Genomic DNA, 12,900 nt, shown 5'->3' on the forward strand with positions numbered 1-12,900 from the left:
CACGGGCCTCCTTACAGGACGTAGGTGGCGGAGACGCGGATGTTGCGTCCGGCGGCCAGCTGGCCGTTGGGGGACCAGGTGCGCAGGTCGATCTGGCCGTTGGTGCTGATGTTGGCGCCGCCCGAGCCGAAGCCGTCGCAGGCGACGGCCTCGAAGGAGATGCCGGGGCGCCAGCCGGCGGGCAGGGTGCAGATCGGCTCGTCGCTGATCTGGCCGGTGTTGTCGGCGGTGACGGTGGGGCCGGTGCGGGTGACGGTGACGGTCATGGTGCACAGGCCGTTCTTGGTCCTGCGGCCGTAGAACTGGACGACTCCCCAGTTGGGGAGCGGGGTGGCCCCGCTGGTGACGTTCTCGTTCTCCACCGGCGGCTGGTAGTTCGCCCACGAGGTGCCGGTCCAGCGCTGGAGGTTGCCGCCGCTGTCGCGGTACTGGCCGTTGTAGGAGCCGGTCGACACGGTGCCGCTGGGGGCGATGCCGCCGATCTCCTTCGGGTAGGCGACCCAGACGGTGCCGTCCCAGCGCTGGAGGAAGTGGGCGTTGTCGTTGTCCTGGTACTGGCCCGGGTAGGAGCCGGCCACGCCCGCGTTGTTGTAGACGGGCAGGATGCCGCCGGACGCGACGATGGTCTGGCGCAGGTCGGTGGAGGCGCCGCCGACCCAGTCGATGCCGCCGGTGCCGGCGGAGGCGCCCTTCTTGACCAGGACGGAGAACAGGACCAGCGAGCGCGCCGGGGCGGTCGGCAGGACCGGGACGGCCGCCGGCTGGCCCTTGATGATCTCGATGCCGGCCGTGTACTTGCCGAGGGCGTCGACGTCGTTGTCGTACACGCGCACGACGACCAGGTCGAGCCGCGGGTTGAGCGGGTCGCCGTCGCCGAAGGTGATGACGACGTCCTCGTCGAGGGCGACCGGGTAGGCGCCGTCGGTGTTGCCGCCCTGGATGACGGCCTTGCCGTGGTAGACGATGGCCGTCATCGGGCCGTTGGAGCTCATCCAGAGCCCGCCGACGCGGAACTTGCCGTCGTACGTGCCGGGCAGGACGCCCGAGCGTACGCCGAGCGGGTTGACGGGGGTGGTGGCGCCGATGGCGGTGATGCGGGTGTTCTGTCGGGTCTGACCGGTGGGCAGCAGCCAGCCGGGGCGTACGGGCATGGATCTCTCCTCGGGAGGGGGCGGACGGGCGGCTCAGTACTGCGGGGTGACCTGGATGTACGAGTTGTCGAACCAGGCCCGCACGTTCGCGTTGGAGGTCCGGAAGTACGCGGTGACCGTGTAGGTCTGACCCGGCGTCAGGGCGTAGAGCCGCTGGACGGTCCCGACCGACTGGGCGTCCGTCGGGTCGGCGGACTTGGAGGACATCGCGGCCAGTTCGTCCTCCACCTCGCGGACCACGGTGGCGCCCTGGGTGATCCGCACGCACATGAAGGCCGAGCTGGCGATGCCCGTGGTGCCGGTGGCCAGGCTGAGCTCCATCCGGGAGCCGAAGCTGAGGATGGCCTGCTTGGACTCGGGGGCGACGAAGGTCACCGCGAGCGGGTTCTCGGCCCGCTCGACGAGCGCGTTCACGTAGGTCGTGGAGACGGTGTAGCCGGCGTCCAGCGAGTCGTTGAAGTACGGGCCGGGGTACGCCGGCGCCCAGGCCGAGCCGGTCCAGCGCTGGAGCGGGCCGTCGGCGACGGCGCGGTACTGCCCGTTGTAGGTGCCGGCGCTCGCGGTGGGCACGGAGTTCGGCACGATGCCGCCGACGGCCTGCGGGTACGCGACCCACTTGCCGCCGTCCCAGCGCTGGAACTGGTCGTTCGCGGTGTCCTGGTACTGGCCCGGGTAGGCGCCCGGCAGCACCGCGTTCTCGACCGGCAGGATGCCGCCGACCGCGACGACCGGGGTGCGCAGGTCCTTCAGGGCGCTGTTCCACGGGATGCCGCCGTTGCCCGCGCTGGCGCCGGCCGGGACGGTCACCTCGTACAGCGGGAGGCTGCGCGGCGGGGCGACCGGGGCCTTCGGGGTCTGCTCGGCGACGCCCTGGATGACCTCGATCTTGGCCTCGTTGCGGGTGGAGCCGTCGTAGAGGTTGTCGTAGATCTTCAGGACGACCAGGTCGATGCGCCCGTACTGGGCGTTGCCCACGGCGAAGGTGACCTGCTCGGCGGCGGGCAGGGTGACCGGGTAGACGCCCTGGGAGATGTCTCCCTGGATGACGGCCCGGCCCTCGGAGACGGTCGCGGCCATGGCGGACGCGTTCGTCATCCAGAAGCCGGAGAGGCGCCACTGGCCTCCGTAGGAGCCGGGCAGGACGCCGGAACGCACCTGTACGGGGTTGATCATCGTGGTCGGCGTCTGGGTGAGCCGGGTGTCCTCGCGGGTCTGGCCGGTCTCGGCGACCCAGCTGCTGCGCAGGTTCATGGGGTTCTCCAAAGGAGGGGCGGTGGAGCGGGGATCAGGACTTGAGCCACTCGGCGGTGAGGGTGCAGGCGTAGCCGGAGCCGCCGAGCGTCTTGATCGGCGCGGTGTGGCTGTGGTAGCCGGCGAGCTGCAGGGTGTCGCCGGCGACGAGGCGCATCACGCCCGTACCGCCGACGGAGATGGCGCCGTTGCCGGCCGGGACGAGCCAGGTCGTACGGGACTGGCCGACGCCGCTGACCGAGATGCGGGCGCCGCGCATGCCGGTCTGGGAGTCGTTGGCCCAGGTGGCCTGGCCGGAGACGCGCCACCAGCCGGTGCGGGGCACGACGTAGGTGGTGGTCCCGTTCCAGCCGCGGCTGTCGTCGATCTCGATGGTCGGCAGGGTGAGCACGGTCCACACGTTGGGCGGGACGGTCTGCTGCTCGCCGGACAGCCACTGCGTGACGCCGAGCAGGATCTTCGCGGTGCCCTCGGCGTACTGCCAGTTCGTGCCGTCCCAGCGCTGGAGGGTCCCGGCGTTGTCGCGGTACTGGCCGGTGTAGCTGCCGGTGGACACCAGGGTCCCGGGCGCGATGCCGCCGTTGGCGCGGGGGTACGAGACCCAGGTCGCGCCGTCCCAGCGTTGGAGCATGCCGCTCGTGTCGCGGTACTGGCCGACGTACGCGCCCTTGAAGCCGCTCGTCGGCAGGATGCCGCCGAGCGCCACCACCGGCCAGTGCTGGGTGGTGACGCCGCCGGTGGTCCAGGCGATGCCGCCGGTGCCGGCCGAGGTGCCCTTGGGGACCCGGACCGTGTACAGCGGCTGGGTGCTGCCGGGGCCGCTGGCCGGGGCGACCGGCTGGGCCGCCGGCGTGCCCTTGACCAGGCGGACGACGGCGTCGGTGACGCCGGTCTTGTCGTAGGCGTCGTCGATGACGGCCAGTTCGATCAGGTCGATCCGGTCGTACTGCGGATCGCCGTCCGGGACGGTGATCGTCTCCGGCGAGATCGCGGCGACCAGGTAGGCGCCCTGACGGGTCTCGTCACCCTGGATGATCGCCCGGCCGGTGCCGATGGCGCACTGCATGGCGGACGTCGCGGTCAGCACGAAGCCGCCCGGCACGATGCCCTGCCGGGAGCGGAGCGGGGTCTCCTCGGGGCTCTGGCCGCTCGGGGTGAGCAGAGCGGCCAGGGTGAGACGGGTGTCCTCGCGGGTCTGGCCCGTGGGCTGGAGCCAGGCGGCCCGTACGGTCATGGTTCACCTCTTTCTACGGGGTGGGTCACTGGCCCTCGGTCACCACTCGGCGCTGCGCCAGCGGACCGTCATCAGGGCTTCGGGAGTGGCCGCGTCGGGCCGGAAGGCCAGTTCGGTGCGGCCGGGTTCGAGGAGGAACAGCTCCTCGGGGCTGGAGTCGGCCATCGCGGTGTGGCGGCGGGAGGCGGTGTTGTTGAGGAGCACGGTGCCGTTGGCGGTGTCGACGATCAGCTCGTCGCCGGCGGCCAGGTCGATGGCGTACCGCAGGCGGCGCCGGCTGACCCGTTCGGTGACGGTCGGCATGGAGCACGGGCCGCGGAAGACGATCACCGGGTGGGTGGCGGCGGAGCCGGTGTTCACGGCGACGGCGTCACCGGTGGACTTGGCCTCGCCCCAGCTGAGCGGCCAGGTCAGCGGCCAGACCAGGCCCGACTCCGGCTGCGGCGGGGTGGTGGAGGCGGACTGCTCGTTGACGGTGTAGCGGCGCGGGTCGGTGGCGAGCCACTGGATCGACATCTTGGAGCTGCCCTGGGTGGCGAAGCCCTGGTCGGCGGGGACCACGCGCTGCGCGATCCGGGCGCGGACGGAGAGCATCTCGCCGTGCAGCCGGACGGTGAGCCAGCGCTCCTCGTCGAGGAGGGCGAGCGCCTGGCGCAGGGCGCGGATGGCCTCGCCGGCCTGGTTCCACTCCGGCATCAGGACGATCGTGCCGCCGATCTTGCGCGGCTTGGCGTAGCGGGAGCCCGGCCAGGCACCGTGCGAGGTGGGCCGGTCGGCGTCGGAGGAGTCGTACTCGGGCAGGTCCTCCCAGCCCTGGAGCCCGCTCCGGTCCACGGCGAACGGCGTACCGGGCCCGATGAGCAGCCCGGCCCACTGCAGCTGCCCGTCCTGGGTGATCAGCGAGCCGGGCGCGAGGTCGGCGGTGAAGTTGCTTCCGGCATAGGTGGTGCTGGTCTCGGCCATGAGGCCGTCACCTCACTTCTGAGGGGTGTCGGGTGGGTGGGGGCGGCGTCAGGCGTGGGCGGCCATGAGGAAGAGCAGGTCCTCGGCGGTCGAGCGGGGGCCGGCGCCGGGGTCTTCGTGGAAGTCCCGGACGCGGTGGGGCGGCCGGGGCGCCTCGTTGATCGCCGGGACGCTGCGGTTCTCCAGCACGGTGAGGGGGTCGATGCGCGGCGCGGAGTCGGCGCCGGGGAAGACGACACCGCCTTCGGCGAGCATCGGGATCTTGGGGATGTCGACGCCGAAGTGCTTGCCGAGGAAGTCGAAGCTCAGCTTGTTGAGGCCGTCGATGATCCAGTTGGCGAAGGCGATGAGGCCGTCGATGGGGCCCTTGACGACGCCGACGACGGCGGTGAGGGCGCCCTTGATCAGTTCGCCCATGCCGTGCAGGGCCTTGCCCACCGCGTCCTTGGCGTTGCTGAAGAACCCGGGGATCTTGTCGGTGAAGAGGGACAGGAACGGGTGGAGGACGTTCTTGACGGAGCCGATCGTGCTGGAGGCGATGGAGCGCAGCGAGTTCACCGCGGAGGCGACGATGGAGCGGGTGTTGGAGAAGCCGTGCACCGCGTCGCCGATGATCTTCAGGGCGGTGGTGAAGAGGACCAGATAGGCCTTGAAGTAGTTCGACACCAGCTCGCCGATCAGCTCCAGCACCGGCTGCAGGAACTTCAGGACCGACTCGAACCCCTTCATGACCTGCTGCATGACCTGCTCGATGATCCGCTGGCCGGTCTCGGTGTTGACCGCGTACTCGATGAGCCAGGCGGCGACCGGGACGAGGATGCCGAGGAGGAAGCCCAGCGGGTTGCCGCGCATGGCGAGGTTGACGCCGGTCATGGCGACCGAGGCGACGGTCATGACGGTGCCGTAGGTGTCCATGAGCCTGGTGATGGTGTCGGCGAACGGCAGCAGCGGCAGCAGGAGCGAGAGCAGACCGCCGATGCCCGGGCTGAAGCGGCCGACGGCGCCGCCCACCCTTCCCGCCGCGGTGCCGATCTTCCGTACGCCGGTGGCGCCCTTCGACTGGCGCATCCGGCCGAGGGAGCCGGCCGCGCCGCCCGCGGCGGTGCCGAAGGTCCGTACGGAGGTGCCGGCGCTCTTCAGGGCGGCGGCGAACTTGTCCATGCCGCCGGCCGCGGACCGGGCGCTCTGCTGCAGCCGCTTCAGCCCGTCGCCCGCCCCACCGAGACCGCGCCGGAGCGTGGTCATCACCGGAGCGACACCCCGGAAAGGGTCGGGGAAGGCCGCGGCGGCACTCATCCGCGTGCCTTCGCCAGGTACATCAGCGCGTCCGCCGTCGACTGCGGGTCACTGTTGCGGGCCGCGTGGTAGTGCTCGATGTGCAGGCCGGCGCCGCCGCCGCCCGGCTGCATCTGCGCCGACATGCGGGCGCGGCGGGCGGTGAGGGTGAGCAGTCGGTCCAGCTTGGAGAGCGGGAGGACCGCCTCGGCCTCGCCGGCCTCGGCGATGATCGCCGGGACACCGCCGGAGCGGGGCATCACGACACCGCCGGTGGCGAGCATCGGGATGGTCGGGATGTGCACGCCGAAGGTCTTGCCGCCGACGAGCGGCACCCAGCCGGGGACGCTGACCTTGACGCCGTTGACCGCGTTGATCATGCGGTTGATCAGGCCGATGACGGCGTTGATCGGGCCCGCGACGGCGCTTCGGATGCCGTTGAACGCGCTGGAAGCGATGCCGCTGAGGGCGCCCCAGATCGAGGACATCTTGTCCTTGACGGCCTGGAAGGCGCTCGGGATCGCGCTCTTGACCCAGTTCACGACCGGCATGATGACGGCCTTGATGCCGTTCCAGACGGTGCTGATGACGGCCTTGATGGCGTTCATCACCGTGGTGATGACGGTCTTCCAGATGGTGACGTAGGTCTTGATGACGGTGGCGACGGCCTTGACGACGACGGAGATGGCCGTCTTGATGCCGTTCCAGACCGTCTTGATCAGCTGGCCGGCTTGTTTCATGATCGGGCCGATGGCCTTCATGACCGCGCTGATCACGACCTTGATGGCGTCGAAGGCCTTCTTGATGATCTTCTGCATCGTCTTCGACTGCATCGCCATGTCGACGATCTTCTGGATGAGCGGCATGAACAGCTCGATCAGGCGGGCGAGCAGGTTGCCCTTCATCGACTTGTTGAGCTTGTCCTGACCCTTGGCGGCCTTGCCGGCGCCGGTCTCGTACTTGCCCATCTTGGTGCCGGCGGTCTCGGCGGTCCGGCCCGCCTTCGTCATGGACTTCTCGGCGTTGTCCGACGCGGTCTTGAGGTTCTTGAGCTGGGTGCCGGAGCCCTGGGCGTTGGTCTTGAGGTTCTTGAGCTGCCCGTTGGCCGAGTTGCCGGCGTCGCCGACCTTCTTGACCGAGGTGGCTGCGCCGGTGGCCTGCGTCTTCATGGTGCGCAGGGCGTCGGACGCCTTCTTCATGGAGCTGGTGAGAGACATGGGTCACCTCCTTTCGGGTGGGGTGGGTCAGCTGGTGCCGAGTTCCGCGGCGGTGCGCTGGGCGGCGAGCCGGAGGTTGTTGAACGCCTGGGCCACGTCCCCGCCCGCCTTCGCGAGCCGCTCGGCGGCGCGCGCGGCCGAGGAGAGGCCGCCGGCCTTGGGGAGCTTCTTCGGGTCGAAGTGGCGCTGGGCGCTGGCCAGCTTGCCGGTGGCGGTGGCCATCTCCCTGATCGCGGTCGGGTTGGCCGAGGCCATCGCCGTGTTGAGCCGGTCGATCTTGCCGGGGTCGGGCACCTTCTTCGGGTCGTGGTGCTTCACGGCGCCGGTCAGCTTGCCGAGGGCCTTGGCGAGGGCGGTGACCTTGTCGGGGTCGATGGCGGCGACGGCGGTCTTGACCTTGTCGATCGCGTCCGCCGCCTTGATGACGGCGTTGACCTTCGGCAGCTTGTGGAACTCCGAGGTGAACTTGGGGGCCTCGGCGTTGAACTTCTCCAGGTGCGGGTTCAGCAGGTTGAGCTGGTTCCGCAGGTTGTCGAAGTTCGCGTTCGCCGGGATGTCGGCGAGGCTGGTGCCGCCGTTGAAGACCCGGCGCTCGCGCGTCTCGACGGCGGTGCGGTTCTGGAGGCTCCAGCCGCCGCTCTCGTTGGCGGCGAGGATCCGGCCGCCGGTGATCGCCGCCGTGATCCTCCGGACGATGTCGACCGACCTGGCGGCCAGCAGGAGGCCGATCGCGGGGATCGCGAGGCCCATGAAGGCCGAGAAGAAGTACGGCAGGAACGTGCCGAAGCCCTTGCCCTCGGAGATCTTCTCGACGCCGGCCGCGACTCCGTCAAGTCCGGCGGCTTCGAGCCACTCCGTCACCGGGGCCTTGGTGGCCTCCTCGTGGATGTCACCGATCTGCTTGATCCACGGTGCGGCGGCCTCCTCGGTGAGGATCTTGGGGGCGTCGCCGATGAGGTGCTTCTTGAGCTGGGAGACGAAGGCCAGCTTGTCTTCCAGCTTCTTGTCGTCCTTGGCGTCGGGGACCTGGTAGGTGAGGGACTCCGACTTCCTGGTCAGGGCTTCCTTGAGTTGCGTGATCTCGGTGGAGAGATCGTCGATGGTTTTCGCCATGGTTGCTCCGCTTCCGGCCGGGAACGGCCAAGCGCCGAAAAGCCCCTGCCGGAAAGGAACTTCGGCAGGGGCTCGTGCGTAGGGGCGGTCGGGCGGCTAGGCGTCGTCGCTCCGGCGGGAGCCGCGGCGCACGGTTGCGAGGGCGTCGTTCCAGCCCGCCGTGTACGCAAGGGACTCATAGCGGCTGACCTCGGCGTACAGCGTGCCGAGCAACGCTCTCTTGTCGAGGGCGACGGGTCCGTCGAGGAGCTGGCGGAGGCGGTCCTGGAGCGGGATGTGCGGTCGCGCTGCCTCGGCCTGCTGAGTCATGGACGCCTGCCTTCCGGTTGCTTGCCCTTGCGGGTGTGGCGGCGCCGCGGAGTGAGGAGCGGGGGCACCACGTTTTCGAACTGCTGTGCGAACAGAGTGTGGAACACCTGTTCGGTGTTTGTCGAGCGCGAAACGCCTGACTGCGCGTCTTCCTGGGGGTTTCCTGTGGGGGTTGGTCCTTGATCGGAGCTTGTGTTCGACCGGGGTACTCTGGATGGCGCGTTCCCCGGACCTGACACAGTCGGGGGGCGGCGGGGCGCGAGGGGCGCGCGGGGACCCCAGGGGGCTTGGAAGGCAGTGCTGACTCATGGACACGGAGCCGGGGGCTAGCCGGCGGGAACGAGCCGTCGACTGGCTCGAATCCCACCCGGATCTGCCCCATCTGTTCGCCCGTCTCGCCGAGCTCGTCCACCTCTCCGGGTACGCCCCGGAGGACCTCGTCGTGCTGCCCCGGGCCGAGGTCGACCGCCGCGAGACCGCCGCGTTCACCGCCGGCTGGGCCGAGGCCGTCTCCGACGAACTGCCGCGCATCCGCAGGGAGTACGAGAAGCGCGTCGCCGACGCGTACGCCCAGGGACAGGGCGACGCGCGTGGTATCAAGCGCCCCCAGCGACGTACGGACACCTCCCAGGACGGCGCCCGGGTGATCGCGCTGCCCTTCGCCCGGCTCCTGGAACCCCCGGCCGCCGTGGTCCAGGCCGAGGAACGTGTCCGCAGGGAGCGCGAGCTGTTCGAACAGCGCCCCGAGCACGAGTACGTACCCGAGCCCGAGCCGCAGCCCGAGCGCGCGCCCGAACCGGACGCGCTGCCCGGGCCGGACCCCGCGTCGGCCCCCGAGCCGGACGCCGAGCTTCTGGTGACCGCCCAGGAGAGCCGCGCCCGCAGGAGCGCCCAGCCGGTCCGCAAGGTGGTCCGCGGCAAGGGCGGGCGCCCGATCGTGCCGCCGCTCACCAGCGTTCCCGGCCAGGCGGGGCACGGGTCCGACCGGCGCGGCGGCGAGGCCGCCGAAGCGGACGCGCGCGCGGGCGCGCGAGGCCAGCGCCTCTCCGACCGGGCCAGGGCCCTGGAGAAGGACCTGGCCGCCGAGCGAGCACAGGAAGCGCCCCCGGAGCCCGCTCCCTGAGGGAACGGGCTCCGAGGGCCGTGGGGATGTGGCATGCGGTGGCGCGGCTCCGGCGGTGTGGCGTCCGCCGGTGCGCCGCTCGCGCGTCAGCCGAAGAAGCGGGCGAGCTGCGAGGGGGAGACCGCCTGGCCGGCGTTCTCCTCCCGCGCGCCCTCACCCGGCTCCTCGCCCTCCTCGTCCGGGGTGCCCGGACGGGGAACGGGCTTCGGGAACTCGGGCGCCTCGTCGTCCTCGGAGCTGTTGACGCACGAGAACATCCAGTTGGCGACGGCCAGATGGTCCACCGTCGCCGCGAGGAGATGGTCGGTCAGCGACCACTCCGCCGCCTCGCCGTGGATCTCGCGCTGCACGGCACTGTCGTGCGGCAGGTGCTTGATCAGTACGGCGACGCGCCGACTCGAGAGATCACCGCGGTACCAGTCGAGCAGGTCGACGGAGTAGTACCGCAGCAGGTCGGCTTCGAGAGCCTCGGCGTGTTCGTCGACGAACTCGACGAGGCTCAGCTTTCCCCCAGGCCGAGCCCCGTCTCCTTGCCGTAGGCCTCCAGGATGGCGGCGACGTCCTGCATGGTGATGTCGTGCTGCTCGAAGCGCGCGAACTGCTCCTCACCCATCAGGAGCGCGAGCAGGCCGTCCACGTCGTTGTCGTCCAGCTTGCGCAGCGCCTTCGCGGTCGCGCGGGAGAGCTCGGTGGGGAGGGTGTAGGACTCGCCGTCCAGCTCGAAGGACCAGGTACGACCGGTGGCTTCCATGCGCTGGGCGCGAGCGGCGTTGACGTCGAAACGGGCCATGGTGATGCGTACTCCTTGTTCGGAGGGGTGAAGAGGAGAGGGGTGGGGCGGGACGGCTCACGGCCGTCCCGCCCCGGGTGGAGAAGGATCAGACGGTCGCGGAGTACTGGCTGTCCTTCATGAGGAAGGTCGCCAGCGGCTTGCCGTCGCCCTTCGACATGGCGGTGAAGGTGATGCCCAGCTGGGACGCGGCCTTGCGGGCCAGCTTGATGTCGTCCGTGGCGGTGACCTGGCCGCGCGGGATGATGAAGCGGTACTTCACCGGGGTCGTGCCGCCGGCCTTGACGTCGGTGAACTCCAGGCCGAGGGCGCGGACGTCCGCGAACGGACGCTCGGCGATCTCGTAGCGGTAGGTGTCGACCGCCGGGGTCGGCTCGGCCTTCACCGCGTCGCCGCCCATGAAGAAGGGCAGCGTGTCCTCGTTGAACTGCAGCATCGAGAACTTCAGCGACAGGTCACGGCTCGAGTAGATGTAGTGGACCGGGGAGACCGACTGCCACGAGTCGATGGCCTCCAGCTTGTCCTTCTTCGAGAACGTGACGCCGTCGCCCGTGGTGAAGCCCAGGTCCTTCCAGCCCGCGCCGGTCCAGTCGGCGGTGGAGTCCGCGCCGAAGGCGGCCGGGAGGGAGGTGCCGGCGTCGGCGACGTAGAGCTTGCCGGCGCCTGCGACGCGGATCTCGGCGGAGTTGTTGCCAGCCATGGATGTATCTCCTTGATGAGAGGGGTGGGGAAGAGCACCGCCCCGGAGTGCCGGAGGTCCGGCCCGGGTACGGCAAAGGCCCCGCCGGTCGGCGAGGCCTGGTCTGTGGGGTGAGCGTCCGTCGGGGAGCCGCGACGGCTCAGAAGACGCTCAGGGAGAGCTCGATGACGCAGAGGTAGCGGTTGGCGCCCCGGTAGAGGTAGTCGGGCATCCAGCGCGGCCCGTCCTGTTCCTCGGCGTCGCTCACGAAGCTCGTGCCGAGCTGCTTGCCGATGGTGGCGAGCAGCGCCTTGCGGGCCGCGTTGGCGAGGACGTGGGCCGCGGTCTTCGTCGGCCCGTACACCTCGAACTCGATCAGCGGCTTGTCGACGTGCAGGTCGCCGATCCAGGCGCCGCCGCGGCGGTTGACGAAGACGGCGCTCTGGGTGCCGTCGAAGCCGGTCGCCGGGGCCTGGACCGCGACGGTGACGCCGGCCAGCGCCGGGTCTGCCTTGAGGACGTCGACGACCAGCTTCTCGACGTCCGGGAACGCACTCGGGGGAGTGGTCATGACGGTTCTCCTCAGGAGAAGGGGGAGGGCGGTGCGGGCGGGTGCCGTCCGGGGCGCTCGACGCGGGCGAAGGGGGAGGGGCGCGGAGCGCTCCCGGACGGCGGACGGCGGAGGCTGCGGCCCGTCTCGCGGGCGCAGCTCCGCCGCTGCACCAACTGTGACAGAGAGCGTGCGCGCACGCAACTAGTTCGGTGATCCGGTGCGGGATTTCCTGGCGAGAAGGCTGCTGTACAGCGCTGACCTGCGGTTTTGTCGCAGCGGATAGGTTGGCCCGGTCTTCCCCGAACAAGGAGCCGCCCGTGCCCACCGCCCGCCGCCCCCGTCTCCTCTACGTCAGCGACCTCTCCTACCCGGCCCGCGGACGCCGCTACTGCGACGAGGACATCGACCTCACCGCCCGGCTCCGCGCGGAGTTCGACCTCGCCGTGTGCCACCCGCGGGACGCCGCCGCCCTGATGGAGGGCTTCGACGCCGTCGTCGTCCGCAACAGCGGGCCCGTCCTGCACTACCAGGAGGCGTACGACGCCTTCCGCGCGCGGGCCGCGGAGCTCGGCACCCGTGTCTACAACCCGCTGCACGGGCGCGGTGACATGGCCGGCAAGCAGTACCTCCTCGACCTCACCGACGCCGGGCTGCCCGTCATCCCCACCGTCGACCGCGCCGAGGACCTCGGCCTGCTGCCCGCCGCCGGCACCTACGCGGTCAAGCCGAAGGCAGGCGCCGACTCCATAGGGCTGCGCTTCCTCCCGTACGAGGAGCTCGCCGGGCTCGCGTACGGCGAAGGGCTCCTGGTCCAGCCGCGGATCGACTTCCGGTACGAGGTGTCCTTCTACTTCGTCGACGACCGCTTCCAGTACGCCCTGTACGCGCCCGACCCGGCCAAGCGCTGGGAGCTGGAGCCGTACGAGGCCGACGAGGCCGATCTGCGGTTCGCCCGCCGGTTCGTCGACTGGAACACGCTCGACCACGGCATCCAGCGCGTCGACGCCTGCCGCACCCGCGAGGGCGAGCTGCTCCTGGTCGAGCTGGAGGACCTCAACCCGTACCTCTCCCTCGACCTCGTACCGGAGGCGGTGCGCGAGCGCTTCGTGGCCGCCATGACCGAGTCGCTGCACGCTTTCCTCGCCGTGTAGAGGGGAGGGGAGCGCGGGGGATCCAGGGAACGCAGGGACCCCCCGCGAACGCCGAAGCGCCCCGTGTCTCGGGTCGAGACACGGGGCGCTT

At 70.6% G+C, this 12,900-nt stretch carries 14 protein-coding genes; 2 read left to right on the forward strand and 12 right to left on the reverse strand.

Annotation, left to right across the window (positions count from 1 at the left end):
• Nucleotides 1–11: 11 nt before the first annotated feature.
• From AB0Q96_RS02460 to AB0Q96_RS02495, 8 genes are all read right to left on the reverse strand, one after another.
• Nucleotides 12–1,151: a hypothetical protein gene (locus AB0Q96_RS02460; RefSeq protein ID WP_365321157.1), complete on the reverse strand. Its 1,140-nt coding sequence runs from the start codon at nucleotides 1,149–1,151 to the stop codon at nucleotides 12–14.
• Between the two features lie 33 nt (nucleotides 1,152–1,184).
• A complete protein-coding gene (locus tag AB0Q96_RS02465) occupies nucleotides 1,185–2,402 on the reverse strand; it encodes a hypothetical protein (protein WP_365321158.1) in 1,218 nt (405 codons plus the stop codon).
• 34 nt (nucleotides 2,403–2,436) lie between these two features.
• Complete coding sequence (locus AB0Q96_RS02470; protein ID WP_365321159.1) at nucleotides 2,437–3,636, reverse strand: hypothetical protein; 1,200 nt, start codon at nucleotides 3,634–3,636, stop codon at nucleotides 2,437–2,439.
• Nucleotides 3,637–3,675: 39 nt separating this feature from the next.
• On the reverse strand, nucleotides 3,676–4,599 hold the full coding sequence (locus AB0Q96_RS02475; protein ID WP_365321160.1) for a phage tail protein: 924 nt from the start codon (nucleotides 4,597–4,599) through the stop codon (nucleotides 3,676–3,678).
• Between the two features lie 48 nt (nucleotides 4,600–4,647).
• The gene (locus AB0Q96_RS02480; protein ID WP_365321161.1) at nucleotides 4,648–5,844 is read right to left on the reverse strand and encodes a tape-measure protein; all 1,197 of its coding nucleotides are present in this window, start codon (nucleotides 5,842–5,844) and stop codon (nucleotides 4,648–4,650) included.
• Between the two features lie 47 nt (nucleotides 5,845–5,891).
• Nucleotides 5,892–7,091 carry a phage tail protein gene (locus tag AB0Q96_RS02485; protein ID WP_365321162.1) on the reverse strand — a complete coding sequence of 400 codons (1,200 nt, stop codon included), beginning with the start codon at nucleotides 7,089–7,091 and terminating at the stop codon, nucleotides 5,892–5,894.
• 27 nt (nucleotides 7,092–7,118) lie between these two features.
• Nucleotides 7,119–8,204, reverse strand: a complete 1,086-nt coding sequence (locus AB0Q96_RS02490) for a hypothetical protein (protein ID WP_365321163.1) — start codon at nucleotides 8,202–8,204, stop codon at nucleotides 7,119–7,121.
• Between the two features lie 96 nt (nucleotides 8,205–8,300).
• A complete protein-coding gene (locus tag AB0Q96_RS02495) occupies nucleotides 8,301–8,513 on the reverse strand; it encodes a hypothetical protein (RefSeq protein WP_365321164.1) in 213 nt (70 codons plus the stop codon).
• A gap of 307 nt (nucleotides 8,514–8,820) precedes the next feature.
• Between AB0Q96_RS02495 and AB0Q96_RS02500 the strand changes: the two genes are divergently transcribed.
• Entirely contained in the window at nucleotides 8,821–9,636 is an 816-nt protein-coding gene (locus tag AB0Q96_RS02500; protein WP_365321165.1) for a hypothetical protein, read from the forward strand.
• An 86-nt stretch (nucleotides 9,637–9,722) separates the two neighbouring features.
• On the opposite strand, the gene AB0Q96_RS02505 is transcribed toward AB0Q96_RS02500, so the two are convergent.
• The 4 genes from AB0Q96_RS02505 to AB0Q96_RS02520 all read right to left on the reverse strand — a co-directional run bounded on the left by AB0Q96_RS02505 (nucleotide 9,723) and on the right by AB0Q96_RS02520 (nucleotide 11,676).
• The gene (locus AB0Q96_RS02505; RefSeq protein ID WP_365321187.1) at nucleotides 9,723–10,088 is read right to left on the reverse strand and encodes a hypothetical protein; all 366 of its coding nucleotides are present in this window, start codon (nucleotides 10,086–10,088) and stop codon (nucleotides 9,723–9,725) included.
• Between the two features lie 47 nt (nucleotides 10,089–10,135).
• On the reverse strand, nucleotides 10,136–10,426 hold the full coding sequence (locus tag AB0Q96_RS02510; RefSeq protein WP_365321166.1) for a hypothetical protein: 291 nt from the start codon (nucleotides 10,424–10,426) through the stop codon (nucleotides 10,136–10,138).
• 88 nt (nucleotides 10,427–10,514) lie between these two features.
• Nucleotides 10,515–11,126 (reverse strand): phage tail protein, encoded by a 612-nt coding sequence (locus AB0Q96_RS02515; protein WP_365321167.1) that lies wholly within the window; start codon nucleotides 11,124–11,126, stop codon nucleotides 10,515–10,517.
• A gap of 139 nt (nucleotides 11,127–11,265) precedes the next feature.
• Entirely contained in the window at nucleotides 11,266–11,676 is a 411-nt protein-coding gene (locus AB0Q96_RS02520; RefSeq protein WP_365321168.1) for a hypothetical protein, read from the reverse strand.
• A 299-nt stretch (nucleotides 11,677–11,975) separates the two neighbouring features.
• On the opposite strand from AB0Q96_RS02520, the gene AB0Q96_RS02525 reads away from it, so the two are divergent.
• Nucleotides 11,976–12,809: a hypothetical protein gene (locus AB0Q96_RS02525; RefSeq protein WP_365321169.1), complete on the forward strand. Its 834-nt coding sequence runs from the start codon at nucleotides 11,976–11,978 to the stop codon at nucleotides 12,807–12,809.
• Nucleotides 12,810–12,900: the final 91 nt, after the last annotated feature.

Origin of the sequence: Streptomyces sp. NPDC093111 (genome assembly GCF_040683955.1) — a bacterium.
Taxonomy (GTDB): Bacteria; Actinomycetota; Actinomycetes; order Streptomycetales; family Streptomycetaceae; genus Streptomyces.

What these genes read in the sequence shown, in the direction of transcription:
- AB0Q96_RS02485 (WP_365321162.1), bottom strand. Translation starts at nt 7,091, where the DNA reads ATGTCTCTCACCAGCTCCATGAAGAAGGCGTCCGACGCCCTGCGCACC.
- AB0Q96_RS02490 (WP_365321163.1), bottom strand. Translation starts at nt 8,204, where the DNA reads ATGGCGAAAACCATCGACGATCTCTCCACCGAGATCACGCAACTCAAG.
- AB0Q96_RS02475 (WP_365321160.1), bottom strand. Translation starts at nt 4,599, where the DNA reads ATGGCCGAGACCAGCACCACCTATGCCGGAAGCAACTTCACCGCCGAC.
- AB0Q96_RS02470 (WP_365321159.1), bottom strand. Translation starts at nt 3,636, where the DNA reads ATGACCGTACGGGCCGCCTGGCTCCAGCCCACGGGCCAGACCCGCGAG.
- AB0Q96_RS02495 (WP_365321164.1), bottom strand. Translation starts at nt 8,513, where the DNA reads ATGACTCAGCAGGCCGAGGCAGCGCGACCGCACATCCCGCTCCAGGAC.
- AB0Q96_RS02465 (WP_365321158.1), bottom strand. Translation starts at nt 2,402, where the DNA reads ATGAACCTGCGCAGCAGCTGGGTCGCCGAGACCGGCCAGACCCGCGAG.
- AB0Q96_RS02460 (WP_365321157.1), bottom strand. Translation starts at nt 1,151, where the DNA reads ATGCCCGTACGCCCCGGCTGGCTGCTGCCCACCGGTCAGACCCGACAG.
- AB0Q96_RS02500 (WP_365321165.1), top strand. Translation starts at nt 8,821, where the DNA reads ATGGACACGGAGCCGGGGGCTAGCCGGCGGGAACGAGCCGTCGACTGG.
- AB0Q96_RS02520 (WP_365321168.1), bottom strand. Translation starts at nt 11,676, where the DNA reads ATGACCACTCCCCCGAGTGCGTTCCCGGACGTCGAGAAGCTGGTCGTC.
- AB0Q96_RS02515 (WP_365321167.1), bottom strand. Translation starts at nt 11,126, where the DNA reads ATGGCTGGCAACAACTCCGCCGAGATCCGCGTCGCAGGCGCCGGCAAG.
- AB0Q96_RS02480 (WP_365321161.1), bottom strand. Translation starts at nt 5,844, where the DNA reads ATGACCACGCTCCGGCGCGGTCTCGGTGGGGCGGGCGACGGGCTGAAG.
- AB0Q96_RS02510 (WP_365321166.1), bottom strand. Translation starts at nt 10,426, where the DNA reads ATGGCCCGTTTCGACGTCAACGCCGCTCGCGCCCAGCGCATGGAAGCC.